Source organism: Pseudomonas sp. SG20052, from assembly GCF_031766055.1.
Taxonomy (GTDB): domain Bacteria; phylum Pseudomonadota; class Gammaproteobacteria; order Pseudomonadales; family Pseudomonadaceae; genus Aquipseudomonas; species Aquipseudomonas mandelii.
In genome coordinates this window covers 494,062-519,908 of record NZ_CP134498.1, presented here as the reverse complement: position 1 = coordinate 519,908, position 25,847 = coordinate 494,062, and the positions used below count along the sequence as shown (strand labels likewise).

The window sequence follows — 25,847 nt, the reverse complement described above, 5'->3', positions numbered from 1 at the left end:
TGCCGCTGCGTCGTTTATTGCGGACTCGCACGAGTACTTGAGAGCAGAGATTTCAGACTCGCCGCCTTAGGTTTGACGAGCCAGAAACGACGCAAATAGTCATCGAGGTTTTCAGCGAGGTTACGACCCCACTCGCTGTCGGTTTCCTCGACGTATTCGTTCAGCACGCGTTGCAGGTGGCTGCGATAGGCTTCCATCGCCTCACCGCTGATCCGCTGGATTTCCACCAGTTCGTGGTTGACCCGGTCAACGAAGCTGTTGTCCTGGTCGAGCACGTAGGCGAAACCACCGGTCATGCCTGAGCCGAAGTTGTAGCCGGTCTTGCCCAGGACGCAGACGAAACCACCGGTCATGTACTCGCAGCAGTGATCGCCCGTGCCTTCAACCACGGTGTGAGCACCGGAGTTACGCACGGCAAACCGCTCGCCCGCGGTGCCGGCGGCAAACAACTTGCCGCCCGTGGCGCCGTACAGGCAGGTGTTACCGATGATGGCACTGTCCTGAGTCTTGTAGACGCTGCCCTTCGGCGGAACGATAACCAGCTTGCCGCCAGTCATGCCTTTGCCGACGTAGTCGTTGGCATCGCCTTCCAGGTACATGTTCAGGCCGCCGGCGTTCCACACGCCGAAGCTCTGACCGGCCGTCCCTTTGAAGCGGAAGGTGATCGGCGCGTTCGCCATGCCTTGGTTGCCGTGTTTGCGGGCGATTTCACCGGAGATCCGCGCGCCGATCGAACGGTCGCAGTTGCAGATATCCAGGGCGAAATCAGCGCCGCTCATGTCGTTGATGGCCGAGGTGGCCATGTCGACCATTTTCTCGGCCAGCAGGCCCTTGTCGAACGGCGGGTTGCGGTCGACCTGGCAGAATTGGGGCTTGTCTGCCGGGATGTGATCGCTGCCGAGCAACGGGGTCAGGTCCAGGTGTTGCTGCTTGGCGGTCTGGCCTTCGAGGATATCCAGCAGATCGGTACGACCGATCAGCTCTTCGAGGGAGCGCACGCCCAGCTTGGCCAGCCACTCGCGGGTTTCTTCGGCGACGTAGGTGAAGAAATTCACCACCATGTCGACGGTCCCGATGTAGTGATCCTTGCGCAGCTTCTCGTTCTGAGTGGCGACGCCGGTGGCGCAGTTGTTCAGGTGGCAGATGCGCAGGTATTTGCAGCCCAACGCGATCATTGGCGCGGTGCCGAAGCCGAAGCTTTCAGCGCCGAGGATCGCGGCCTTGATCACGTCGAGGCCGGTTTTCAGGCCGCCGTCGGTCTGCACCCGGACTTTGCCGCGCAGGTCGTTGCCGCGCAGGGTCTGGTGGGTTTCGGCCAGGCCGAGCTCCCACGGAGCACCGGCGTATTTGATCGACGTCAGCGGCGATGCACCGGTGCCGCCGTCGTAGCCGGAGATGGTGATCAAGTCCGCGTAGGCCTTGGCCACACCGGCGGCGATGGTGCCGACGCCCGCTTCTGCAACGAGCTTCACCGAGACCAGGGCCTTCGGGTTGACTTGTTTCAGGTCGAAAATCAACTGCGACAAGTCTTCGATCGAATAGATGTCGTGGTGCGGCGGCGGCGAAATCAGGGTCACGCCCGGCACCGCGTAACGCAGCTTGGCGATCAGACCGTTGACCTTGCCGCCTGGCAGCTGACCCCCTTCACCGGGCTTGGCGCCCTGAGCGACTTTGATCTGCAGCACTTCAGCATTGACTAGGTATTCCGGGGTTACACCGAAACGGCCAGTCGCGACTTGCTTGATTTTCGAGCTCTTGATGGTGCCGTAGCGCGCCGGGTCTTCGCCGCCTTCGCCGGAGTTGGAACGCGCACCGAGGCGGTTCATGGCTTCGGCCAGGGCTTCGTGGGCTTCCGGCGACAATGCGCCCAAAGAGATGCCCGCGGAGTCAAAGCGCTTGAGCACCGATTCCAGCGGTTCGATCTCGCTGATGTCCAGCGGCGTGTCCAGGGTCTTGACCTTGAACAGGTCGCGGATCATCGACACCGGACGGTTGTCCACCAGCGCCGTGTATTCCTTGAACTTGCTGTAGTCGCCCTGCTGCACAGCGGCTTGCAGGGTATTGACCACGTCCGGGTTGTACGCGTGATATTCACCACCGTGGACGAACTTCAGCAGACCGCCCTGCTGGATCGGCTTGCGCGGGCTCCAGGCTTCGGCCGCCAGGGCTTTCTGCTCGGCTTCGATGTCGACGAAACGCGCGCCCTTGATGCGGCTCGGTACGCCACGGAAGCTCAGCTCACAGACTTCTTCAGACAGGCCGATGGCTTCGAACAACTGCGCACCGCGGTACGACGTAATGGTCGAGATACCCATCTTCGACAGGATCTTCAACAGACCTTTGGTGATGCCTTTGCGGTAGTTCTTGAACACCTCATAAAGGTCGCCCAGCACTTCACCGGTACGGATCAGGTCGCCCAGCACTTCGTAGGCCAGGAACGGATAGACCGCCGAGGCGCCGAAACCGATCAACACTGCAAAGTGATGCGGGTCACGAGCGGTGGCGGTTTCCACGAGGATGTTGGAGTCGCAACGCAGGCCTTTCTCGGTCAGGCGGTGGTGCACCGCGCCGGTGGCGAGCGAAGCGTGGATCGGCAACTTGCCCGGGGCAATGTGGCGGTCACTCAGCACGACCTGGGTGCGGCCGGAGCGCACGGCTTCTTCAGCCTGATCGGCGACGTTGCGGATGGCCGCTTCGAGGCCGACGCTTTCGTCGTAGTTGAGGTCGATGATCGCGCGCTCGAAGCCCGGACGATCCAGGTTCATCAGCGAACGCCACTTGGCCGGCGAAATGACCGGCGAGCTTAGGATCACGCGCGAGGCGTGTTCCGGCGACTCCTGGAAGATGTTGCGCTCGGCACCGAGGCAGATCTCCAGCGACATGACGATGGCTTCACGCAACGGGTCGATCGGCGGGTTGGTGACCTGCGCGAACTGCTGGCGGAAATAGTCGTATGGCGTGCGCACGCGCTGGGACAGCACGGCCATTGGCGTATCGTCGCCCATCGAGCCGACGGCTTCGTAGCCCTGCTCGCCGAGCGGACGCAATACCTGGTCGCGCTCTTCGAACGTGACCTGGTACATCTTCATGTATTGCTTGAGCTGGTCGACATCGTAGAAAGCCGAACCGTGGTCGTTGTCTTCCATGGTCGCCTGGATGCGCAGGGCATTCTTGCGCAGCCATTGCTTGTACGGATGACGGGACTTCAAGCGGTTGTCGATGGCATCGGTGTCGAGGATCTGACCGGTTTCGGTGTCCACGGCGAAGATCTGGCCCGGGCCCACACGTCCCTTGGCGATCACGTCTTCAGGCTGGTAGTTCCAGACGCCGATTTCCGAGGCCAGGGTGATGAAACCGTTCTTGGTGGTGACCCAACGCGCCGGACGCAGACCGTTACGGTCGAGCAGGCACACCGCGTAACGACCATCGGTCATTACCACGCCGGCCGGGCCGTCCCACGGTTCCATGTGCATCGAGTTGTATTCGTAGAACGCCCGCAGATCCGGGTCCATGGTTTCGACGTTCTGCCACGCAGGCGGAATGATCATCCGCACGCCACGGAACAGGTCGATGCCACCGGTGACCATCAGCTCGAGCATGTTGTCCATGCTGGAGGAGTCGGAACCGACACGGTTGACCAGCGGGCCGAGCTCTTCCAGGTCCATCAGATCGTTGGTGAACTTGGTGCGACGGGCCACGGCCCAGTTACGGTTGCCGGTGATGGTGTTGATCTCGCCGTTGTGGGCGAGGAAGCGGAACGGCTGCGCCAACGGCCATTTCGGCAGGGTGTTGGTCGAGAAGCGCTGGTGGAACACGCAAATCGAGGTTTGCAGGCGCTGATCGCTGAGGTCTGGATAGAAGGCGGTCAAATCCGCCGGCATCATCAGGCCTTTATAAATGATGGTCTTGTGCGAAAAGCTGCAGATGTAGTGATCGGCATCGGCAGCGTTGGCCACGGACGAGCGACGACGGGAGGTGAACAGCTTGATCGCCATGTCCTGGTCGCTCAGGCCTTCACCGCCGATGTACACCTGTTCGATCTGCGGCAGGCGCTCCAGGGCCAGACGGCCGAGGACGCTGGTATCGATCGGCACTTTGCGCCAGCCGATAAGCTGCAGGCCGGCGGCCAGAATCTCGCGGTTCATGTTCTCGCGAGCGGCTTCGGCTTTGACCGGGTCCTGGTTGAAGAAGACCATGCCCACGGCATATTGCTTGGGCAGTTCGACGCCGAAGGTTTCCTGGGCGATGGCTCGCAGGAACACGTCCGGCTTTTGAATCAGCAGACCGCAACCGTCACCGGTCTTGCCGTCGGCGTTGATCCCACCGCGGTGGGTCATGCAGGTCAGGGCCTCGATGGCCGTTTGCAAAAGGGTATGACTGGGCTCGCCCTGCATATGGGCTATCAGGCCGAAACCGCAGTTATCCTTGAATTCATCTGGTTGGTACAGACCTGCTTTCATAGACACTTTCTCACCAGGCTGCCTCTTTTCGAGGCAAATTTCTTTTCAATTCAACCACTTGCGTTCCGCGCCGAACGTTCGCCGGCTTTAGCGGGGGCAAAAGGGTGGTCATTGTACACAGCGACACAGAGGCTCACAAATTTGACGACGAACTGTCGCAAATCTATGTCGCATTTGTGAAAGGTTTAAAGCGATCTGCTGTGCTAGTCAAAACTTTTTTAATTTTGACCGCAACGACTCAAAGACTACTGTGACGCAGACACCACAAGGCACGCGGCCTGTAGAGGCGGCATGCACTTGTAGAAATTTTGAGGTGCTTGGAGAGGCGGCCTGGGTAAGGCCGCCGAATCTTCAGCGAGTTGTTGCCAGTTCCTGTTGGACGCTGGCGACAGTGCGAGGCCAAGGTTTACCAGCCTGAACCTTCGCTGGCAAGGCCTTGATGGCGGTCAGGGCTGCATCGCGGTTGGCGAAGTTACCGTAGGTGATGACGTAAAGCGGCTTGCCGTTGAGGACTTTCTTGAAGTAACGGTACTCGCCGCCCTGCTCTTTCACGAAGTTTTGCGCAGTCGCTTCGGAGCTGGTGCCGAGGATCTGCACCACGTAGTTGCTGGTAGGCTGCCCGGCGTACCAGGTGCCACCAGCGCCTTTCGCAGGAGCGGCGGCTGGCTTCTCGACAGGCTTGGCGGTGGCCACGACGGCTGGCTTGGCTGGCGCTGGGGCCGGCTTCACGGCTGGCGCAGTCGGGACTGGCTTGGCGGTCGCAACCTGAGTCGGCGCAGGCACCGGTTTGGCGGCAGGCGTCGGCGCAGGGCCAGGCTGGATGCCCGCCGGTGGCGCAGTGGTGGTCACGGTTGGCGGTGTAGCGCTGGAACCTTCGACCGGCACGCCGTCGTCGCCTTCGGTGATGCCACCGGCGGCTTCGGCCAGCGGACCGCGCATGACCGGTTGCGAGTTGCCGACCAGCGGCAATGGCATCGGCTGCGAATTACCGGCGAATTCGACGGAAGGTGCCCCGCCGCTATTAGGTTGTGGCGTGCCCTGGCCGAGCGGCAGTTGCGCCTGTTCGTTGGCCGGCGCGCCGGCGGTCGGTGCTTTGCTGCGGCCCGGCATCAACCAGGCGGCGGCTACCGCGACCACGACGACGGCGGAAATCGCCAATACGTGTTTCTTCGGCATGTTGAACCCCATACTTGGACGCTTGACCGCTGAGCGGCTGGCAATCATGGCTTCGATCATTGCATCGCGGGCAACCTGGTTGATGTTGCCAGGCCAGCCGTCGGAGCTTTCGTGAATATCAGAGATCTGATCTGCGGTAAAAAGTTCGATACCCCGGCCGGCGCCTTCGAGCCGCTGGTCCAGGTATTCGCGGGTTTCTTCTTCGGTGTAAGGCTGCAACTCGATGACGTGGAAGCGTTCTTCCTCGAGGCTCAGCGCGTCCAGTTGCGCAATCAGCGACGACTCACCGAACAGGAACACATGCGGACGACCTTCCGGCGCACCGGCGGCCAGGGCCAGCAAGGCCTCCAGCGCGGATTCGTCGAGCTGCTCGGCGTCATCGACCAGCAAATAGACTTCCTGCCCGGTCAGCGCCAGTTGCACGACCTGCGACAGAATCGCATTGACCTCCGCCTGGGCAACGTTCAGCGCCTGGGCCACCTGATGCAGCACGCCGGCCGCATCGCCAGCGCCACGGGCGGAAACCACCACGCTTTGCACCGATTGCTTGTTGGTGCTGGCCACCAGGGCCTGGCGCAACAGGGTCTTGCCGCTGCCCTGCGGGCCGGTGACCACCAGCAGCAACTGGCTATAGCGCGCCAGATGATGCAGCTGCCCCAGCACCGGTTTGCGCTGGGCCGGGAAGAATTTGAAGCCAGGCACCCGTGGAGCAAAAGGGTCATGACTCAACTGGTAATGGCCGAGGAAAGCCTCGTCGGCATGCAAACTAGTCATCGGGATCTTATTAACCTTTAAGCTGAGCCAGGGCGCGGTAATCCGCTCCCAGCGTGGCCTGTAAAACTTCTTTCGGATAATCGTCGGTCACCACCGCTTCGCCCATGTGGCGCAGCAGCACCAGGCGTAAACGACCGTCGATCACTTTCTTGTCAATTGCCATGTGTTCTAGAAAATCGGCTTCAGTCATCTCTTCAGGCGGGATGACCGGCAGGCCGGCACGCTGAAACAGGCGAATGCCGCGATCGCGTTCTTGCTCGCTGATCCAGCCCAATCGCGCGGACATTTCCAAAGCCATTACGGTGCCAGCAGCGACGGCTTCACCATGAAGCCAGACACCATAGCCCATATGGGTTTCGATAGCGTGGCCGAAGGTGTGGCCCAGGTTCAACGTGGCACGAACACCGGTTTCCTTCTCGTCGGCACCGACCACTTCAGCCTTGGCGGCGCAGGAACGCTCGATGGCATACGTCAGGGCGACCTGGTCCAGGGCGCGCAGGCGATCGACGTTTTCTTCGAGCCAGGTCAGGAATGGCTCATCGCAGATCAGCCCGTACTTGATGACTTCCGCCAGCCCCGCTGAGAGTTCGCGGGCCGGCAGGGTGTTGAGGGTCGCGGTATCGATCAGCACGACGTTCGGCTGATAAAACGCGCCGACCATGTTCTTGCCCAGCGGATGGTTGATCCCGGTCTTGCCACCCACCGAGGAGTCGACTTGCGACAGCAACGTGGTCGGGACCTGGATGAAATCGACACCGCGCTGATAGCAGGCAGCCGCGAAACCGGCCATGTCACCAATCACACCGCCACCGAGGGCGATCACCGTGGTACGGCGGTCGTGGCGTGCAGTCAGCAGGCCGTCGAAAATCAGTTGCAGGGTTTCCCAGGTCTTGAAGGCTTCGCCGTCGGGCAGCACCACGGAAATCACCGAGAACTGCGCGAGGCTGCGGGTCAGACGTTCGAGATAGAGCGGTGCAACGGTCTCGTTTGAGATGATCGCCACTTGCCGTCCGCGGATGTGCGGTGCCAGCAGTTCCGGCTGATCCAACAAACCTTCGCCAATATGAATCGGGTAGCTGCGCTCGCCTAGATCGACCTTGAGTGTCTGCATGTGTCCCCACAGTGAAGATGGAATCAGGCGTCCTGCCTTGAATTAACGAATGTCCACGGCGTCTGCTGGTGTGACGCCGTTCGGTAGCCATCCGCCACAACCATGAGCAGTCGTGACAGGACGCCGAGGATAGCGCATTTCGCGCCTCGCTTTAACGGGGAGGTAGTTGCTGCAAGCGTTCGAGAATATCGAGCACGACCATTCGCGGCGGCCGCTCATCGGTTTCAACCACCAGGTCAGCGATTTCCCGATACAGCGGGTCGCGGATCGCCAGCAGATCCCGCAGGGTCTTGGCCGGATCAGCGGTGCGCAACAAGGGGCGATTGCGATCGCGGGACGTGCGGCCGACCTGCTGCTCGACAGAGGCATGCAGATAGACCACCCGACCGCCGGCGTGCAACGCCCGACGATTGGCTTCGCGCATCACCGCGCCGCCACCGGTCGCCAACACCACGCCATCGCAGCCGCACAGCTCGGCAATCATCGCCTGCTCGCGGTCACGAAAGCCCGGTTCGCCTTCTTTATCGAAAATCCACGGGATATTGGCGCCCGTGCGCAATTCAATTTCCTTATCGGAATCTTTGAACGGCAGGCGCAGCTCTTTGGCCAGCAACCGGCCGATGGTGCTTTTTCCAGCCCCCATCGGTCCAACAAGAATCAAATTTCGCACAGAATCAATGACTCACAGCAATCGCCTGGTTATTCATGATACGCGGAGTGAGAAATACCAGCAGCTCGGATTTTTTCTCCGAAACCACATCACGCCGGAAAAGGCGGCCAAGATACGGCACATCACCGAGAAATGGCACCTTATCTACAACCTTGCTCTGAGTATTTGAGAAAACCCCACCAATCACGATGGTCTCGCCATCATTGACCAGGACCTTGGCATTGACCTCGTTTTTCTTGATCGGGGGTACATCCTGGACCTTGTTCAGGTAATCCGGCTCATCCTTGGTCACCTTGACCTCCATGATGATCCGGTTGTCCGGGGTGATCTGCGGAGTGACCTCAAGGGACAGCGACGCTTCTTTGAACGACACCGACGTGGCACCGCTGGAACTGGCTTCCTGATAGGGAATCTCGGTGCCCTTGAGGATTTTCGCGGTCTCCTTGTCGGACGTGACCACCTTGGGTTGTGAGACGATTTCGCCGTTACCGGTCTTCTCCATTGCGGTCAGCTCCAGGTCCAGCAACACGTTATCGGTGATGAAGGCGATGCCGATCCCCGAGGTGTTGCCCGCAGCGCCCAGGTCGACAAACGGCGAGTTGGTGCTGGTGCTGCCCGGAGTACCGATAGTGGTCGACGAGCCATTGCTGACGCCGGATGTGTTCCAGTTGCCCTTGTTCTGCACCGAACCGCCCCAGCGCACGCCGAGGCTTTTGTCGTAGTCGACGTTGGCTTCGACGATTCGCGCCTCGATCATCACCTGACGCACCGGGATATCCAGTTGCGCGACGATGCGACGAAGTTCGTCAAGTCGGTCCTGGGTCTGGTAGGCAATGATGTTGTTGGTCCGTTCATCAACCGTGATCGAACCCCGCTCGTCGATTTTCGCTTCGGCACTGGTCACCGACGTGAACAGCTTGGCGATGTCGGCGGCCTTGGCGTAGTTGACCTGCAGCAATTCGCGACGCAAAGGCGCGAGCTCGGAAATCTGCTTCTGCGATTCCAGTTCCTGACGTTCACGCGCGGCGATTTCATCGGCCGGCGCCACCAGCAGGACGTTACCGATCTTGCGCTTGTCCAGGCCTTTGGTTTTCAGCACCAGGTCCAGCGCCTGGTCCCACGGCACGTTCTGCAAACGCAAGGTGATGCCGCCCTGCACCGTGTCGCTGGCCACCAGATTGAGGTTGGTGAAATCGGCGATCAGTTGCAGCACCGAACGCACATCGATGTCCTGGAAATTCAGCGAGAGTTTTTCACCGGTGTAGGCAAAACGTTCGGCGTTGCGCTTTTGCAGGTCGTCGACGGTCATTGGCCGAATGCTGACCGTCAGCTTGTTGTCGGTCTGGTAGGTCGAATAATCGAAGGCTCCGCTGGGCTCGATACTGATCGTGGCCCGATCCCCCGAGGCGCTGGCATTGACGAACTGCACCGGGGTGGCGAAATCCTTGACGTCCAGGCGCACGCGCAACGGTTCTGGCAATTTGGTTTTGGCGAATCCCAGGATGATCTTTCCGTCGCGCTCCTGGATGTCCGGGGCGATGGACGGATCCGACAGATCAATCACTACATTGCCTTCACCCTGCGTACCGCGCTGGAAATCCACACCGCGAATGGCTTTGCCCACGGGCGCATAGGCTTTCGTCGGGGCGGGCATTGCAGTCGCGGCGCGAGGCGCGCGGGTAGTCGGCCGAGGCGTTTTGTTATTGGCGCCTTGCCCGACCACCACAATCAGGTTGTTGCCGTCGACACGGGCGCTGTACGGGGCCAACTGGGTCAGATTGATGATTAGCCGCGTCCGGTCCTTGGCTTCCACCACCGTCGCGCTACGGGCATTGCCGCCACCCAGCTCACGACTCTTGCTCGAAAGCTGATTGACCACCCCGGGCAGATCCAGCGCGATTCGTGCCGGCGACTCGGTCGTATAACCGTGAGGTTGTGGGGGCGGGCCATCGAAAGACAACTTCAACTCGACACGATCACCCGGCAGCGCAGCAACATCCAGCGCTTTGAGGTTGGCCGCTTGTACCATCGGCGACAGCAACGCTATCCATAGCGAGATACCGAGGGTTGAGAAAATCCTGTTCATTATTCGAGTTCCACTATGAGTGCTCTTTCAAAGGGATGGTTCGTGGCCGTTCCAGCCAGGCGCCTTCGCCGTCGGGAACGATTTCGACCACATCGACTTGCGAGCCGCTGATGGCGACGATCCGTCCATCGTTACGCCCCAGGTAATCGCCGACTTTCAGCCGATGCACCCCGCCTGCCCCGCGCAACAGCGCAAAGGAGCCGGTGGCATTGGAGATCGTGCCGACCATTTCAAACTGCTCGATGTTGAAACCTTCGAGGTATTGCCTGGCCCGGTTGGGGTCGGGTTTGACGTTGCGCGAGCCGCGCTTCTGCCCCGCCAGATCGACCCTGACCTGCCGAGAAAACGGGCTGCGCAGGTTGGCAGCGTTATAGGTGAACGTTGGGTAAGACCGGAATGTCGGCGTTGGTTCAATCTTGCCCGGCGGCCGCAGACGGACTTCATTCATGAAGGCGTCGAGGTCGCCAACGTCATTGCCGTTGCCGCAACCGGCCAGGCCGGCGAGCAACACAACCATCGACACGCAACGAATCGGGTTCATTTCTGCAACCCCTTGTCGTTGTAGCGATAGGTCTTGGCAAGGATGCTCATGCGTAGTTTCGGACCGCCCTCGGGGTCGGCCGGCGCAAGGTCGAAATCATGCAGCGTAACGATCCGCGGCAACCCGGCCACGCCACTGACGAACGTCGCCAGGTCGTGATAGGCACCCGTCACGGTGATCTGGATCGGCAGTTCGATGTAGAACTGCTGGGCAACCTCCGGCAACAGCTTGATCTCTTCGAACTCCAGCCCGCTACCGAGGCCGGTGCGGGTGATGTCCTCCAGCAGCCCGGGCACCTCGGTATCGCTGGGCAATTGCCGCAGCAACACGCCAAAAGAGTTCTCCATCTCTTTCATCTGCTGGGTATACAGCTCCAGGTTTGCCGCCATGTGCGCCTTGTTCGCGAATTGCTCCTTGAGGGTCGACTCCTCTTCACGCTTGAGTCCGAGGTGATCTTCCTGATCGCTGATGTAAAAGGTGTAGCCGAGGGTCAACACCAGAACCATGAGCAAGACGCCCGCCAGGGCCTTGATCGCTGGCGGCCAGGACCCCATGTTGTTGGTGTCCAGATCGTTGATGTCGATCTTGCGCAGGCTTTCGAACCATTCCGAGAGGCTCATTTGCCAGCCTCCACAACGGCGGGCTGAGTCTGACGGACGGTCAACTGAAAGACGTTGGCCTGATCCAGCTGACCGGCGGTGGTGGCTTTGACTTCCGTGAGACTCGGCGCATCGAACCAATCGGACGCATCCAGATTGCGCATCAGGTCCGAAACACGATTGTTCGATTCCGCCGCACCGGTAATGGACAGGGTTTTTCCGGCCATTTTCACTTCGGTGAAATACACCCCGTCAGGCAGGGTACGCGCCAACTGGTCGAAAATCCGCCCACTGATCGGACGGTTACCTTGCAGGTCCTGGATGATGCGCATGCGCTCGACGAGCTGCTGGCGACGTGACTTCAGGTCGCTGATCTGCTTGATGCGCTCGTCGACCACGGCAATCTGTTTGCCGATGTATTCGTTACGGGCCACTTGTCGGTCAATGGCGCTGCTGATGACCTGGTCCGCGATAAAAATCGCGCCCACCGAGCACACCAATACGCCGACCAGCGCCAGCAAAAAGCGCTTGCGGCGCTCTTCACGCAGCTCTTCGCGCCAGGGTAAAAGATTGATCCGTGCCATCAGTCGAAACTCCTGAGGGCGAGCCCGCAAGCGATCATCAGTGCTGGCGCATCGCTTGCCAGGGCCCCGGCGTTGACCTTGCTGCTCAATGCCATGTCGGAGAACGGATTGGCCACCTGGGTTGGCGTGCCCAACCGCTGCTCGATCAGGCGGTCAAGCCCCGGGACCGACGCGGTACCGCCAGCCAGCAGGATGTGATCGACCGCGTTGTACTGACCGGATGCGAAGAAGAACTGCAACGACCGGAAAACCTGCTGCACCAGCGCATCGCGAAACGGCTGCAAGACTTCGCTGACGTAGTCATCCGGCAACCCGCCCTGCTTCTTCGCCAACCCCGCCTGCTCGACGGTCAGGCCATAACGACGCTGGATTTCCTCCGTGAGCTGACGACCGCCGAACAATTGTTCCCGGGTGTAGATGATCCGCCCGTTGTACAGCACGCTCAGGGTGGTCATGGTCGCACCGATGTCGACCACCGCCACGGTCAGCCCCTCCTGAGAGACCGCCAGTTGCCCCGCCAGCAAGGAGAACGACCGCTCCAGCGCATAGGCCTCGACATCCACCACTCGCGCGGTCAGGCCGGCCAGCGCCAGGGCGGCTTCACGCACCTCCACGTTTTCCTTGCGACAGGCCGCCAGCAGCACATTGACCCGTTCGGGGTTACGCACCGACACGCCCTGGACTTCGAAGTCGATGGCGACTTCATCCAATGGATAGGGGATGTACTGATCGGCCTCGATCTTCAGCTGGTTTTCCATCTCGTCGTCGGAAAGACCTGCGTCCATCTCGATGGTTTTGGTGATGACTGCCGAACCGGCGACGGCCACGGCGACATTCCTGAGGTTGGTTTTGGCCTTGAGCAGCACGCGCGCGAGTGCCTGGCCCACGCCTTCGAGCTCGGCGATATTTTTTTCGACCACTGCGTTGGTAGGCAAGGGCTCGACCGCATAGGCCTCGACCCGATAACGCTCACCCTGGCGACTTAGCTCAAGCAACTTCACCGACGTGGAGCTGATGTCGATGCCCAGAAGCGTATTGGCTTTTTTATTGAAGAGTCCTAGCACTACCAATTCCCTATGACTATCCGTGTCTTACGGACTCTGTAATACCCATTGCGTTCAAACCACCCGTCTTGACAGCAGCGCAAATGACGCCCTCGACGGAAAAATGCTTATAATGCCCAGCGATTTTTTCCGGTTTTTACTGCAAGCGCGGGTCGTTCCCTGTTATCTGAACCCTGTTGCCCAATTCATTCTTTGCCCTGGATATCCCAAAGCCTTGATTCGTCTGCTGAAATTTTTCGGTTGGTCCATCGTCGCCGTTTTCTGCGGACTGCTCCTTGGTCTGAGCGGCGCGTTTCTTTACCTTAGTCCGGGATTGCCATCTGTGGAGGCTCTGCGAAGCATCCAGTTGCAGATTCCATTGCGGGTATACAGCAGCGACAACAAGTTGATCGCAGAATTTGGCGAGATGCGCCGCACACCAATCCGTTTCGCCGACATTCCCCCCAATTTCATCAATGCGTTACTAAGTGCTGAAGACGATAATTTCGCCAACCACTACGGCGTCGATCCCAGCAGCTTGATGCGCGCTGCAACCCAGTTGGTAAAAAGCGGACACATCCAGTCCGGCGGCAGCACCATCACCATGCAGGTGGCGAAGAACTTCTTCCTGACCAGCGAACGCAGCTTCTCGCGCAAAACCACCGAAATCCTCCTGGCCCTGCAGATCGAACGGCAGCTGACCAAGGACGAAATCCTGGAGCTGTACGTCAACAAGATCTACCTGGGTAACCGCGCCTATGGCATCGAAGCCGCAGCGCAGGTTTACTACGGCAAATCGATTCGTGATGTCAGCCTGGCGCAGATGGCGATGATCGCCGGCCTGCCAAAAGCCCCTTCGCGCTTCAACCCGCTGGCCAATCCGGCCCGCAGCAAGGAACGTCGCGACTGGATCCTGGGGCGCATGTACAAGCTCGGCAAAATCACCGAAGCCGACTACACCACTGCGATCAACGAACCGCTGAACGCCAGCTACCACGTGCCGACGCCGGAAGTGAACGCGCCGTACATTGCTGAAATGGCCCGTGCCGAAATGGTCGGCCGCTATGGCAGCGATGCGTACACCGAAGGTTTTCGCGTGACCACGACGGTGCCGAGCAATCTCCAGGAAATGGCCAACACCGCGCTGCACGAAGGCTTGATGACCTACGATCAGCGTCACGGCTATCGCGGTCCCGAGTCGCGCCTGCCGGGCAAGACTCGCGAGGCCTGGGCCACCGAACTGACCAAACAGCGGACCGTCAGCAGCCTTGAGCCCGCCATCGTCACTCAGGTCGACAAGACTGGCCTGCAAGTATTGACCCGCACCGGCGAAGAACACGTCGGCTGGGACAGCATGAAATGGGCGCGTCCGTTCCTGAACACCAACAGCATGGGCGCCAATCCGAAGCAGCCGTCGGACGTGGCTCAGGTCGGCGACCTGATTCGCGTGCAGCGCCAACCGGACAATTCGCTGAAGTTCAGCCAGATCCCGCAAGCGCAAGGCGCGCTGGTGTCCCTTGATCCGCAGAACGGCGCCATTCGCTCGCTGGTCGGTGGTTTCGCCTTTGAGCAGAGCAACTACAACCGCGCCATGCAGGCCAAGCGTCAGCCGGGTTCGAGCTTCAAGCCCTTCGTGTACAGCGCCGCGCTGGATAACGGCTACACCGCCGCCAGCCTGGTGAACGATGCGCCGATCGTGTTCGTCGATGAATACCTGGACAAGGTCTGGCGCCCGAAGAACGACACCAACACCTTCCTCGGCCCGATCCGCCTGCGTGAAGGGCTGTACAAGTCGCGCAACCTGGTGTCGATCCGTCTGGTGCAGGCGCTGGGCATCGATCGCACCATCGACTACATCAGCAAGTTCGGCTTCAACAAGCAGGACCTGCCGCGCAACCTGTCCCTGGCCCTGGGCACCGCGACCCTGACGCCAATGGAAATCGCCACCGGCTGGAGCACCTTCGCCAACGGTGGCTACAAAATCAGCCCGTACATCATCGACAAGATTGAAAGCCGCAATGGCGACACGCTGTTCGTCGCCAACCCGCCGAGCGTTCCTCAGGGCGCCGCAGTGACCAACGGCATCGCCGCACCGACCGACGCCCAGGCATTCACGGTCAATGCGACTCCAGGGGAAGCTCCAGCCGCACCCGGCACTGCCCCGCAAACGCCGGCCGTGGCCGAACGCATCGTCGACGGTCGCACCACTTACATCCTCAACAGCATGCTTGAGGACGTGATCAAACTCGGCACCGGCCGCCGCGCACTGGCCTTGGGTCGCAGTGACATTGCGGGCAAGACCGGTACCACCAACGAATCCAAGGACGCCTGGTTCTCCGGCTACAACGCCGATTACGTAACCACCGTCTGGACCGGGTTCGATCAGCCTGAAAGCCTGGGCAAGCGCGAGTTCGGTGGCACCGTCGCGCTGCCGATCTGGATGAACTACATGGCTGCCGCGCTCAAGGACAAGCCGCCTCACACTCAACCAGAGCCGGAAGGCATTCTCAGTTTGCGGGTTGACCCCGTCAGTGGCCGTGCGGCCAGCCCAGGCACGCCAGGCGCGTACTTCGAGCTGTTCAAGGCCGAGGACACGCCTCCGTCGGTGAATGAGCTGGGTAACGGCAATGCGCCGGGCAGCCCGCTGCCAGCGGACGAAGCAGCGCCAATCGATCTGTTCTGATCGCGCAGCGCAACGCAAAAGCCCCGCCTTCTCAAGAAGAGCGGGGCTTTTTATGGCCTGCAGGTTTTGCTTTGTCCTTGAGGGCCTCTTCGCGGGCAAGTCTCGCTCCTACGGACATGGAAAGTTCCCAGCGCTTGCCCCTGTAAGAGCGAGGCTTGCCCGCGAAGAGATCCTTACAGACACCACAAAAACCACAGACAAAAAAAAGCCCCGACTCAATTGAGCCGGGGCTTTCGGTTGAAGCGCTACAACGGTTTAGCCGTTGAACACGTCATCCACGCTTTTCAGCGGGTAGTTCTTCGGATACGGCAGGGTCGCTACGCCGGTCTCGATGGCGGCCTTGGCCACGGCATCGGAGATCACGGTGATCAGGCGGGCATCCATTGGCTTCGGAATGATGTACTCACGACCGAATTCCAGCTTGATGCCGCCATAGGCGTCGCACACTTCCTGAGGAACCGGCAGCTTGGCCAGTTCGCGCAGGGCGTTGGCCGCTGCCACTTTCATTTCTTCGTTGATGCGCTTGGCGCGAACGTCCAGGGCACCGCGGAAGATGAACGGGAAGCCCAATACGTTGTTGACCTGGTTCGGGTAGTCCGAACGGCCGGTCGCCATGATCACGTCGTCACGGGTGGCGTGCGCCAGTTCCGGGGCGATTTCCGGATCCGGGTTCGAGCAGGCGAACACGATCGGGTTGGCCGCCATGGACTTCAGGCCTTCAGCACTCAGCAGGTTCGGGCCGGACAGGCCAACGAACACGTCAGCACCGGTCAGGGCGTCAGCCAGGGTGCGCTTGTCGGTCGCGTGAGCGAAGACAGCCTTGTACTGGTTCAGGTCGTCACGGCCGGAGTGGATCACACCGGTACGGTCAACCATGAAGATGTTTTCGATGTTGGCGCCCATGCTCACCAGCAATTTCATGCAGGAGATGGCGGCCGCACCGGCGCCCAGGCAGACGATCTTGGCGTCAGCGAGGGTTTTGCCAGCGATTTCCAGGGCGTTGATCATGCCGGCCGCGGTAACGATTGCGGTGCCGTGCTGGTCATCGTGGAACACTGGAATGTCGCACTGCTCGATCAGAGCGCGCTCGATCTCAAAGCACTCAGGTGCCTTGATGTCTTCCAGGTTGATGCCACCAAAGGTGATGGAGATACGCTTGACGGTGTCGATGAAGGCTTGCGGGCTTTCGGAGTCGACTTCGATGTCGAAAACGTCGATGCCGGCGAAGCGCTTGAACAACACGCCCTTACCTTCCATGACTGGCTTGGAAGCCAATGGGCCGAGGTTACCCAGGCCGAGAATCGCGGTGCCATCGGAAATGACTGCAACCAGGTTGCCTTTGCCGGTGTATTTGTAGGCCAGTTCAGGATCGCGGGCGATTTCGCGTACTGGTTCGGCTACGCCGGGGCTGTAGGCCAGCGACAGGTCGCGGGCGGTAGCGGTGGCCTTGGTGAGCTCGACACTCAGCTTCCCTGGACGAGGATGGGCATGATATTCGAGAGCGGCAGTTTTCAAATCAGACATGTGGGCATTCCGCTTTTACTGTTGGACAGACGGACCGCCGAGGATACGCGTGTCGCAAAGTCCCCACAAGACTGACCGGTCACCCCTGTCAAGCGCCCTGCCCTACGACTTTGGGCCAAGAGCCGCGGAACACAAGGGATAGACTGTTCACAATCGCCATAAAAAATGTCTACAATTTTTTATCGGGGCGCCGCTTGCAGCATCGCCGGATCGGTCAGCGGCAGAAGCCAGCGTGCCTGCCCGGGTTTCAAGCCGCCCCGACGCGATCGATCCACGACCCAGCCACGCGCCTCAATCTGCTTGCCCTTCAGCCGCTCAAGCGATGCAACATCGAACTGCCCGAGCAAATTGGGTGCAACGCGCAATACAACCGCGTCCTGCAACTCAATCCAAACTCCGCCGCGATTGCGCTGAACCTTGCTCACACGACCACTGAGCACGGCAAAACCGGAGGCGTTGATCTGCTCCGCTTTCAGTACAGGGGATTGCCGCCACAGGCCAAGGCCGGCCTGACGGGCGCTGAGTTCGGCGGCTTGCTGACAGCTGACCAAATCGACATTCGGCGCGACCGCCACTTGAAAACCAAGGCCCTCGGCGAGCATCTGCGCTTCGAGGTTGGCGCCATTGGCGCCATAAACATGGGCCAGCGTGCGACCGTAATGATCTTTGCTTTCTTTGCCGGGCAGCAAACCCACGCGCCCGTCGCTGGCCGCCACCAGCGCTTCCAGGCGTTTGCGCGCGACCACGGCGAACGGCTCGTCGGAACGGCCCTGCTTGCCCAGCTCAGGCGTATTCAAGCCGATCATGCGCACACTGCGGCCATCGCTCAGGCGCAAGGTGTCGCCATCCACCACACGCTGCACCGCGACGGGTGTAAGCCCGCTCGGCACCGGGCAGAAGGCCTGGGCGCCGGACAGCCAAATCGCGGACACAAAAAAGGCGCCCGCGAGGGACGCCTTTTTCGTTAGCAAGGTAAAGCCCATGGGGCTTTTCAACCTTACTCTGCAGCAGCAGGAGCTTTGGTTTTGCCAAAAGCGCCGAAACGGTCTGCGAAGCGCTGTACACGGCCGCCAGTATCCAGAGTCTTCTGCTTACCGGTGTAGAACGGGTGGCACTCGTTGCATACGTCGATCGCCAGAGGCTTGGCCAGGTTCGAACGAGTTTCGAACTTGTTGCCACAGCTGCAGGTAACTGCGGTGACTTCGTATGTTGGATGGATATCGGCTTTCATGGTGTCTTCCTCGGGCTAGCGTGCCGCCACTCAACACTATTGTTGAATACCGCACGTAATTAGGCCGCGGATTCTACCAGACAATGCCAATCGCGCAAGCTGTCGCTTCTACCGACCGTCTGCTAGGCTCCCCGCCTGATATGTGCCCCTTGTGGGAGCGGGCTTGCTCGCAAATACGGGCTGCCAGCCAGCGATGAGGTGTCTGACCCAACGCATTCGCGAGCAAGCCCACTCCCACAATTAGTATGCGTCCGACTTCTTTTACTGCCCGTTTATCGAGATCCCCGCGTGCACGACGCCATTTTGCGCCTCGCCCTGCCTTCGCCGCTGCGCCGCCTGTTCGATTACCGTGCCCCGGCCGGGATCCTGCGCGCCCAGTTGCAACCGGGCATGCGCCTGCGGGTGCCGTTTGGTCGGCGGGAGATGATCGGGATTCTGGTGGAGGTCACCGACACCAGCGAAGTCCCGGTGGAAAAGCTCAAACCGGCGCTGGCCCTGCTCGACGCCACCCCGCCGCTACCGCCAGCACTGTTCAAGCTGTGTCTGTGGACCTCGCAGTATTACCAGCACAGCCTCGGTGACACCTTGAGCTGGGCGCTTCCAGTGTTGCTGCGCCAGGGCGAATTGGCCGAGGCGCGCCAGGAACGCTTCTGGTCCGCCGCGCCCGGTGCCAGCCTGGATGATCCGCGTATCGCCCGTGCCCCGCGCCAGCGCGAAGCCCTGGCCACGTTGGCCCAGCACCCTCACGGCGTGGCCCATCAGTTGTTGAGCAAACTGATGCTGAGCAAGGACAGCCTGGATCTGTTGCTGGCCAAGGATCTGGTGCAGGTGGAAATCCGCAAGCACGCTCCCGGCGCCCGCCACGAACATTGGCTGGCGCAACCGGAGTTGCCGCTCAACCCTGAGCAGCGTGCCGCGTATGAAGCGATTCGCGCCGGGTTCGACAGTTATCATGCGTTCCTGCTGGCCGGCGTTACCGGCAGCGGCAAGACCGAAGTCTATCTGCAGCTGATCCGCGAAACGCTCGAAGCCGGCAAGCAGGCGCTGGTCCTGATCCCGGAGATCAACCTCGGCCCGCAAACCCTGGCGCGCTTCGAGCAGCGTTTCAATGCGCGCATCGCCCTGATTCACTCGGCAGTCAATGATCGGGAGCGCCTCGAGGCCTGGCTCGCGGCCCGGGACGGTGACGCCGACATCATTATCGGCACCCGCTCGGCGCTGTTCACGCCGATGAAAAATCCCGGCCTGATCATCATCGACGAAGAGCACGACGGCTCCTATAAACAGCAGGAAGGCCTGCGCTATCACGCCCGCGATCTGGCTTTGGTGCGCGCGCGACAGGAAAACATCCCGATTGTCCTCGGCTCCGCCACGCCTTCACTGGAAAGCCTGCACAACGCCTACACCGGTCGGTATGGGCTCCTACGCCTGAACGAGCGAGCTGGCGGCGCCAAGCAACCGCGATTCCTGCGTCTCGATGTGAAAAGCCGTCCGCTGGATAGCGGTATTTCCGGGCCGATGCAGCAAGCCATCGGCCAGACGCTGGCGGCTGGCCAGCAAGTCCTGGTGTTTCTCAATCGTCGCGGCTTTGCGCCGACGCTGCTGTGTCATGACTGCGGCTGGATGTCCGAGTGCCAGCGCTGCGATGCGCGGATGACCGTGCACCAGCGCTCCGGCGAATTGCGCTGCCACCATTGCGGCTACGTGGAACGCGTGCCGCGGCATTGCCCGAAGTGCGGCAAGGTCGATTTACGGCCGGTGGGTGCCGGCACCGAACGCGCAGAAGAGCGTCTGGCGATTCTGTTCCCGGACGTCCCGGTGCTGCGGGTCGACCGCGACAGTACGTCGCGCAAGGACGCGATGAATCAGTTGTTCGCCACCATCCAGAAAGGCCAGCCGTGCATTCTGGTGGGCACGCAAATGCTCGCCAAAGGGCACCACTTTCCACGGGTAACGCTGGTGTCGATTCTCGATGCCGACGGTGGATTGTTCTCTGGCGACTTCCGCGCCAGCGAGCGCATGGCACAGTTGATCGTTCAGGTGGCAGGTCGGGCCGGGCGGGCCGAAGAGCCGGGCAAGGTGATTATCCAGACGCACCTGGCCGATCATCCTCTGCTGGTGCAATTGACCGAACAAGGCTATTTCGCCTTTGCCGAACAGGCCTTGAGCGAACGCCGCTCGGCAGGATTGCCGCCGTTTGCGCATTTGGCGCTGCTGCGGGCCGAAGCGCATAAACCGGGACAGGCCGAAGGTTTTCTCGATGAAGCGTGTAGCGAGGCCGAGCGCTTGCTGGCTGAGCAGAATCTGACCGGTATTGAGCTGCTCGGCCCGGTGCCGGCTCCGATGGAACGCCGGGCCGGGCGTTATCGTGCGCAGTTGTTGTTGCAAGCCACGGCCCGGGCGCCGTTGCATCGGCTGCTGAGTAGCTGGTTGCTGGCGCTGGAGCAGATGCCGAGCGGGCGGGCGGTTCGTTGGTCGCTGGATGTGGATCCCGTCGATTTGTATTGATTGGTCAATTGCCTTCGTGGGCAAGGCTCGCTCCTACAGGGGGAGAGTCGTTTGCCAATACTGTGAACGACACAAAAACTGTAGGAGCGAGGCTGGCCCGCGAAGAGGCCCGATTTGTCACCACATATCCATAACCTGCCCGCTATAGTTGGCAAGCCCGTCTTCGCAACGGATAATGCCCAGTTTTTCCACTAGCGCATCGAAGCGCCGCCGCGCTTGCGGTCGAAAGAGAACACCATGAAAGACACCATTCGCCAGCTGATCCAACAAGCCATCACCCAACTCGTCAACGAAGGTGTGTTGCCTGAAGGCCTGTCGCCGGCGATCCAGGTGGAAAACTCCCGTGACAAGAAGAATGGCGACTTCGCCAGCAACATCGCGATGATGCTGGCCAAACCGGCCGGCATGAAGCCGCGTGACCTGGCTGAGAAAATCATCGCTGCGCTGCCGGCTGATGAAAACGTCACCAAGACCGAAATCGCCGGCCCGGGCTTCCTGAATTTCTTCCAGAACACTGATGCCCTGGCCACTCGCCTGGATGCCGCCCTCGCCGACGACCACATCGGCGTGCGCAAAGCAGGCCCGGTGCAGCGCACTGTGGTCGACCTGTCGGCCCCGAACCTGGCCAAAGAGATGCACGTCGGTCACTTGCGTTCGACCATCATCGGCGACGGCGTGGCACGCGTTCTGGAGTTCCTCGGCGACGACGTCATCCGTCAGAACCACGTCGGCGACTGGGGCACCCAGTTCGGCATGCTGATGGCTTATCTGCAAGAAAACCCGATCACCAGCGATGAACTGTCCGACCTGGAAAACTTCTACCGCGCCGCCAAGCAACGCTTCGACGAATCCGAAGAGTTCGCCGATCGCGCCCGTGGTCTGGTGGTCAAGCTGCAAGCCGGCGACCCGGACTGCCTGGCCCTGTGGACCAAGTTCAAGGACATCTCGCTGTCGCACTGCCAGAAAATCTACGAACTGCTGAACGTCAAACTGACCATGGCCGACGTGATGGGCGAAAGCGCCTATAACGACGACCTGATCAACGTGGTCAACGACCTCAAGGCCGCCGGCATGCTGGTCGAAAGCAATGGCGCCCAGTGCGTGTTCCTCGACGAATTCAAGAACGCCGACGGCGACCCGCTGCCGGTGATCATCGTCAAGGCCGATGGCGGCTACCTCTACGCCACCACTGACCTGGCAGCCGTGCGTTATCGCAGCGGCAAACTCAAGGCTGACCGCGCGCTGTACTTCGTCGATCAGCGCCAGGCGCTGCACTTCCAGCAAGTGTTCGCAGTCGCCCGCAAGGCCGGCTTCGTGACGCACCCGATGGAAATGGAACACATGGGCTTCGGCACCATGAACGGCGCCGATGGCCGTCCGTTCAAGACCCGTGATGGCGGCACCGTGAAGCTGATCGATCTGCTGACCGAAGCCCAGGAACGCGCCTACACCCTGGTGAAAGACAAGAATCCGGAGCTGGCCGAAAACGAATTGCGCAACATCGCCAGGGTCGTGGGCATTGGCGCCGTGAAATACGCTGACCTGTCCAAGCACCGTACCAGCGACTACAGCTTCAACTTCGACCTGATGCTCAACTTCGAAGGCAACACTGCTCCGTACCTGCTGTACGCCTACACCCGCGTGGCCGGTGTATTCCGCAAACTCGGCAAGGACTTCAGTGAAGTCGAAGGCCAGATCGTCCTCGAAGCAGCACACGAACACGAGTTGGCAGCCAAGCTCGCGCAATTTGGCGAAGTGCTGAACAACGTGTGCGAAAAAGGCACGCCACACATTCTGTGCACCTACCTGTACGATGTCGCCGGCCTGTTCTCCAGCTTCTACGAGAACTGCCCGATTCTCAGCGCCGACACCCCGGCGCAAATGCAGAGCCGTCTGCGCCTCGCCGCGCTGACCGGCCGCACTCTCAAGCAAGGCCTGGAACTCTTGGGTCTGGAAACTCTGGAGCGTATGTAAGTTGGCTGCCAAGAAAAAACCTGCACCCAAGCGTGGCGCCAGCCGTTACCAAGCTCCTGCAAAGCAACCGATCCCGGGTTGGCTGTGGATGGCCATCGGCCTGACGGTCGGCGCGTTCATTGTGTTCCTGATGAAACTGGAACCGGGCAAGGGCAGCGAGAGCGTCAAGCGCGAGAAGATCGAACAGCAGAAAGCCACCAAGATCGCCGAGGCCAACAAGACCCCGCCGAGCCCGACGCAACCGGTGAAGCCGAAGTACGACTTCTACACCCTGCTGCCGGAATCGGAAGTGATCGTGCCGCCGGATGCCGTGCCGGAGAAAACCCTGCCGACGCCACAAGTGCCGGCAATTCCGACCACGCCGGTGACGCCGGAGCAAGCAGCGAAGATTGATACCGCGCGAGCCCAGGCGGCACTGGCAGGGATCACGCCGCCGCCAGCGCCACCGGTGTCCAAAGCGGCCCCGGTGACCAAGTTCTTCCTTCAGGCCGGTTCGTTCCGCAAGGAAGCTGACGCGGACAAAGTTCGGGCGCAGATCATCCTGCTGGGCCAGGCGGTGGCGGTTGAATCCGGCACAGTCAAAGATGAAACCTGGTATCGAGTGCTGGTCGGGCCGTTCAGCAATCGCGAACAGCTGACCACGGCGCAGAAACAACTGTCCGGCGCCGGCTTCAGCAACCTGTTGTTACAACAACGCCAGAACCGCTGATTTCGTCAGGGGCACCGCGTTATCGTTCTTCGCGGGCAAGTCTCGCTCCTACAAGGATTGCGTTATTCCCTGTAGGAGCGAGGCGTGCCCGCGAAGGCGCCAGAACAGCCAACACACCCTTCCCCGCGCAACACCGCTCGTCCCCTCTCCCGCCCCGCAGTTGAAAAACGCATCGCCACCCCCATATGAGTTGGCATAAGGCATTTTCGCCCCGCTGCGTGGAGACTCTCCCTTGACCACCATCGTTTCAGTTCGCCGCCACGGCAAAGTCGTCATGGGCGGCGACGGCCAGGTTTCTCTCGGCAATACCGTGATGAAAGGCAACGCGAAGAAAGTTCGTCGCCTGTACCACGGCCAGGTCATCGCCGGTTTTGCCGGGGCCACCGCTGACGCCTTCACCCTCTTCGAGCGTTTTGAAGGCCAGCTTGAGAAACATCAGGGCCACCTGGTTCGCGCCGCTGTCGAACTCGCCAAAGAATGGCGCACTGACCGCTCCCTCAGCCGCCTCGAAGCCATGCTCGCCGTCGCGAACAAAGACGCCTCACTGATCATCACCGGCAACGGCGACGTGGTCGAACCCGAAGAAGGCCTGATCGCCATGGGTTCCGGTGGCGGTTACGCCCAGGCCGCCGCCAGCGCGCTGCTGAAGAAAACCGATCTGTCGGCCCGGGAAATCGTCGAAACCGCACTCGGTATCGCCGGCGACATTTGCGTATTCACCAACCACACCTTCACCATTGAGGAGCAGGACCTCGCCGAGTAAGCCTGTTCCGGCCTTAGTGCCACGGCTCACTTTTGCTTGAGGACCGCCAATTACTATGTCCATGACTCCCCGTGAAATCGTCCACGAACTCAATCGCCACATTATCGGCCAGGACGATGCCAAGCGCGCCGTCGCCATCGCGCTGCGTAACCGCTGGCGCCGGATGCAGCTGCCCGAAGAGCTGCGCGTTGAAGTAACGCCAAAGAACATCCTGATGATCGGCCCGACCGGTGTCGGTAAAACCGAGATCGCCCGTCGCCTGGCCAAACTCGCCAACGCGCCGTTCATCAAAGTCGAAGCGACCAAGTTCACCGAAGTCGGCTACGTCGGTCGCGATGTCGAATCGATCATTCGTGACCTGGCCGACGCGGCGATCAAGCTGCTGCGCGAACAGGAAATGACCAAGGTTCGCCACCGCGCCGAAGACGCCGCCGAGGAACGCATCCTCGACGCCTTGCTGCCACCGGCACGCATGGGCTTCAACAATGACGACGCCCCGTCAGCCGACTCCAACACCCGCCAGCTGTTCCGCAAGCGCCTGCGCGAAGGTCAGCTGGATGACAAGGAGATCGAAATCGAAGTCGCCGAAATGGCCGGCGTCGACATCTCCGCGCCACCGGGCATGGAAGAAATGACCAACCAGTTGCAGAGCCTGTTCGCCAACATGGGCAAGGGCAAAAAGAAAAACCGCAAGATCAAGGTCAAGGAAGCGCTGAAACTGGTGCGTGACGAGGAAGCCAGCCGCCTGGTCAACGATGAAGAGTTGAAGGCCAAGGCGCTGGAAGCGGTCGAGCAGCACGGCATCGTGTTCATCGATGAAATCGACAAAGTCGCCAAGCGCGGCAACTCCGGTGGCGTCGACGTATCCCGTGAAGGCGTGCAGCGTGACTTGCTGCCACTGATCGAAGGCTGCACCGTCAACACCAAGCTGGGCATGGTCAAGACCGACCACATCCTGTTCATCGCTTCCGGTGCGTTCCACCTGAGCAAGCCAAGTGACCTGGTGCCGGAGCTGCAAGGTCGCCTGCCGATTCGTGTCGAGCTGAAGGCGCTGACGCCGGAAGATTTCGAGCGCATCCTCAGCGAGCCGCATGCGTCGCTCACCGAGCAGTATTGCGCCCTGCTGAAAACCGAAGGCCTTGTCATCGAGTTCCAGCCGGACGGCATCAAGCGTATTGCCGAGATCGCCTGGCAGGTCAACGAGAAGACCGAGAACATCGGTGCCCGTCGCCTGCACACCTTGCTCGAACGCTTGCTCGAAGAAGTGTCGTTCAGCGCCGGCGACCTGGCCAGCGCCCATGACGACAAGGCGATCCTGATCGACGCCGATTACGTCAACAGTCACCTCGGCGAATTGGCACAGAACGAAGACCTGTCCCGCTACATTCTGTAAGCCTCAAGTTGCAAGCTA

General features: G+C 60.7%; 18 protein-coding genes. 6 read left to right on the top strand and 12 right to left on the bottom strand.

Annotation, left to right across the window (positions count from 1 at the left end; genetic code table 11):
- Positions 1 to 14 precede the first annotated feature (14 nt).
- The 9 genes from gltB to RHP74_RS02375 all read right to left on the bottom strand — a co-directional run bounded on the left by gltB (position 15) and on the right by RHP74_RS02375 (position 13,065).
- Positions 15 to 4,460 carry a glutamate synthase large subunit gene (gltB, locus tag RHP74_RS02415; protein WP_077747616.1) on the bottom strand — a complete coding sequence of 1,482 codons (4,446 nt, stop codon included), beginning with the start codon at positions 4,458 to 4,460 and terminating at the stop codon, positions 15 to 17.
- A gap of 351 nt (positions 4,461 to 4,811) precedes the next feature.
- Entirely contained in the window at positions 4,812 to 6,410 is a 1,599-nt protein-coding gene (locus RHP74_RS02410; protein ID WP_311097616.1) for an AAA family ATPase, read from the bottom strand.
- Positions 6,411 to 6,420: 10 nt separating this feature from the next.
- Positions 6,421 to 7,521 (bottom strand): 3-dehydroquinate synthase, encoded by a 1,101-nt coding sequence (gene aroB, locus RHP74_RS02405; RefSeq protein WP_102593630.1) that lies wholly within the window; start codon positions 7,519 to 7,521, stop codon positions 6,421 to 6,423.
- A 151-nt stretch (positions 7,522 to 7,672) separates the two neighbouring features.
- Complete coding sequence (aroK, locus tag RHP74_RS02400) at positions 7,673 to 8,191, bottom strand: shikimate kinase AroK (protein WP_010464421.1); 519 nt, start codon at positions 8,189 to 8,191, stop codon at positions 7,673 to 7,675.
- A 4-nt stretch (positions 8,192 to 8,195) separates the two neighbouring features.
- The gene (gene pilQ / locus RHP74_RS02395; RefSeq protein WP_311097615.1) at positions 8,196 to 10,277 is read right to left on the bottom strand and encodes a type IV pilus secretin PilQ; all 2,082 of its coding nucleotides are present in this window, start codon (positions 10,275 to 10,277) and stop codon (positions 8,196 to 8,198) included.
- 13 nt (positions 10,278 to 10,290) lie between these two features.
- Positions 10,291 to 10,818, bottom strand: coding sequence for a pilus assembly protein PilP (locus RHP74_RS02390; protein WP_010464425.1), 528 nt, complete (start codon positions 10,816 to 10,818; stop codon positions 10,291 to 10,293).
- A complete protein-coding gene (gene pilO / locus RHP74_RS02385; protein ID WP_311097613.1) occupies positions 10,815 to 11,438 on the bottom strand; it encodes a type 4a pilus biogenesis protein PilO in 624 nt (207 codons plus the stop codon). Before pilO ends, RHP74_RS02390 begins: the two co-directional genes overlap by 4 nt.
- Complete coding sequence (locus tag RHP74_RS02380; protein ID WP_010464430.1) at positions 11,435 to 12,001, bottom strand: PilN domain-containing protein; 567 nt, start codon at positions 11,999 to 12,001, stop codon at positions 11,435 to 11,437. The genes pilO and RHP74_RS02380 overlap by 4 nt, the downstream gene beginning before the upstream one ends.
- Positions 12,001 to 13,065 carry a pilus assembly protein PilM gene (locus tag RHP74_RS02375; RefSeq protein ID WP_010464432.1) on the bottom strand — a complete coding sequence of 355 codons (1,065 nt, stop codon included), beginning with the start codon at positions 13,063 to 13,065 and terminating at the stop codon, positions 12,001 to 12,003. Before RHP74_RS02375 ends, RHP74_RS02380 begins: the two co-directional genes overlap by 1 nt.
- A 217-nt stretch (positions 13,066 to 13,282) precedes the next feature.
- Here RHP74_RS02375 and RHP74_RS02370 point away from each other — a divergent pair, with 217 nt between their 5' ends.
- Positions 13,283 to 15,727, top strand: coding sequence for a penicillin-binding protein 1A (locus tag RHP74_RS02370; protein WP_409201928.1), 2,445 nt, complete (start codon positions 13,283 to 13,285; stop codon positions 15,725 to 15,727).
- Between the two features lie 255 nt (positions 15,728 to 15,982).
- Here the strand turns inward: RHP74_RS02370 and RHP74_RS02365 are convergent, their stop codons facing one another.
- The 3 genes from RHP74_RS02365 to rpmE form a co-directional block, all read right to left on the bottom strand.
- On the bottom strand, positions 15,983 to 17,251 hold the full coding sequence (locus RHP74_RS02365) for a malic enzyme-like NAD(P)-binding protein (protein WP_010464435.1): 1,269 nt from the start codon (positions 17,249 to 17,251) through the stop codon (positions 15,983 to 15,985).
- Between the two features lie 179 nt (positions 17,252 to 17,430).
- Positions 17,431 to 18,234 carry a thermonuclease family protein gene (locus tag RHP74_RS02360; protein WP_311097608.1) on the bottom strand — a complete coding sequence of 268 codons (804 nt, stop codon included), beginning with the start codon at positions 18,232 to 18,234 and terminating at the stop codon, positions 17,431 to 17,433.
- A gap of 14 nt (positions 18,235 to 18,248) precedes the next feature.
- Positions 18,249 to 18,482, bottom strand: coding sequence for a 50S ribosomal protein L31 (rpmE, locus tag RHP74_RS02355; protein ID WP_027922104.1), 234 nt, complete (start codon positions 18,480 to 18,482; stop codon positions 18,249 to 18,251).
- Between the two features lie 288 nt (positions 18,483 to 18,770).
- Here rpmE and RHP74_RS02350 point away from each other — a divergent pair, with 288 nt between their 5' ends.
- From RHP74_RS02350 to hslU, 5 genes are all read left to right on the top strand, one after another.
- Complete coding sequence (locus RHP74_RS02350) at positions 18,771 to 20,990, top strand: primosomal protein N' (RefSeq protein WP_102593628.1); 2,220 nt, start codon at positions 18,771 to 18,773, stop codon at positions 20,988 to 20,990.
- Positions 20,991 to 21,227: 237 nt separating this feature from the next.
- The gene (gene argS, locus RHP74_RS02345) at positions 21,228 to 22,964 is read left to right on the top strand and encodes an arginine--tRNA ligase (RefSeq protein WP_010464443.1); all 1,737 of its coding nucleotides are present in this window, start codon (positions 21,228 to 21,230) and stop codon (positions 22,962 to 22,964) included.
- A 1-nt stretch (position 22,965) separates the two neighbouring features.
- Positions 22,966 to 23,673: an SPOR domain-containing protein gene (locus tag RHP74_RS02340; RefSeq protein ID WP_010464446.1), complete on the top strand. Its 708-nt coding sequence runs from the start codon at positions 22,966 to 22,968 to the stop codon at positions 23,671 to 23,673.
- Positions 23,674 to 23,905: 232 nt separating this feature from the next.
- Positions 23,906 to 24,436, top strand: a complete 531-nt coding sequence (gene hslV, locus RHP74_RS02335) for an ATP-dependent protease subunit HslV (protein WP_007899242.1) — start codon at positions 23,906 to 23,908, stop codon at positions 24,434 to 24,436.
- 55 nt (positions 24,437 to 24,491) lie between these two features.
- Positions 24,492 to 25,829 (top strand): ATP-dependent protease ATPase subunit HslU, encoded by a 1,338-nt coding sequence (gene hslU / locus RHP74_RS02330; protein WP_010464452.1) that lies wholly within the window; start codon positions 24,492 to 24,494, stop codon positions 25,827 to 25,829.
- Positions 25,830 to 25,847: the final 18 nt, after the last annotated feature.

What these genes read in the sequence shown, in the direction of transcription:
- gltB (WP_077747616.1), bottom strand. Translation starts at nt 4,460, where the DNA reads ATGAAAGCAGGTCTGTACCAACCAGATGAATTCAAGGATAACTGCGGT.
- RHP74_RS02410 (WP_311097616.1), bottom strand. Translation starts at nt 6,410, where the DNA reads ATGACTAGTTTGCATGCCGACGAGGCTTTCCTCGGCCATTACCAGTTG.
- aroB (WP_102593630.1), bottom strand. Translation starts at nt 7,521, where the DNA reads ATGCAGACACTCAAGGTCGATCTAGGCGAGCGCAGCTACCCGATTCAT.
- pilQ (WP_311097615.1), bottom strand. Translation starts at nt 10,277, where the DNA reads ATGAACAGGATTTTCTCAACCCTCGGTATCTCGCTATGGATAGCGTTG.
- RHP74_RS02390 (WP_010464425.1), bottom strand. Translation starts at nt 10,818, where the DNA reads ATGAACCCGATTCGTTGCGTGTCGATGGTTGTGTTGCTCGCCGGCCTG.
- pilO (WP_311097613.1), bottom strand. Translation starts at nt 11,438, where the DNA reads ATGAGCCTCTCGGAATGGTTCGAAAGCCTGCGCAAGATCGACATCAAC.
- RHP74_RS02380 (WP_010464430.1), bottom strand. Translation starts at nt 12,001, where the DNA reads ATGGCACGGATCAATCTTTTACCCTGGCGCGAAGAGCTGCGTGAAGAG.
- RHP74_RS02365 (WP_010464435.1), bottom strand. Translation starts at nt 17,251, where the DNA reads ATGTCTGATTTGAAAACTGCCGCTCTCGAATATCATGCCCATCCTCGT.
- RHP74_RS02360 (WP_311097608.1), bottom strand. Translation starts at nt 18,234, where the DNA reads ATGGGCTTTACCTTGCTAACGAAAAAGGCGTCCCTCGCGGGCGCCTTT.
- rpmE (WP_027922104.1), bottom strand. Translation starts at nt 18,482, where the DNA reads ATGAAAGCCGATATCCATCCAACATACGAAGTCACCGCAGTTACCTGC.
- argS (WP_010464443.1), top strand. Translation starts at nt 21,228, where the DNA reads ATGAAAGACACCATTCGCCAGCTGATCCAACAAGCCATCACCCAACTC.
- hslU (WP_010464452.1), top strand. Translation starts at nt 24,492, where the DNA reads ATGTCCATGACTCCCCGTGAAATCGTCCACGAACTCAATCGCCACATT.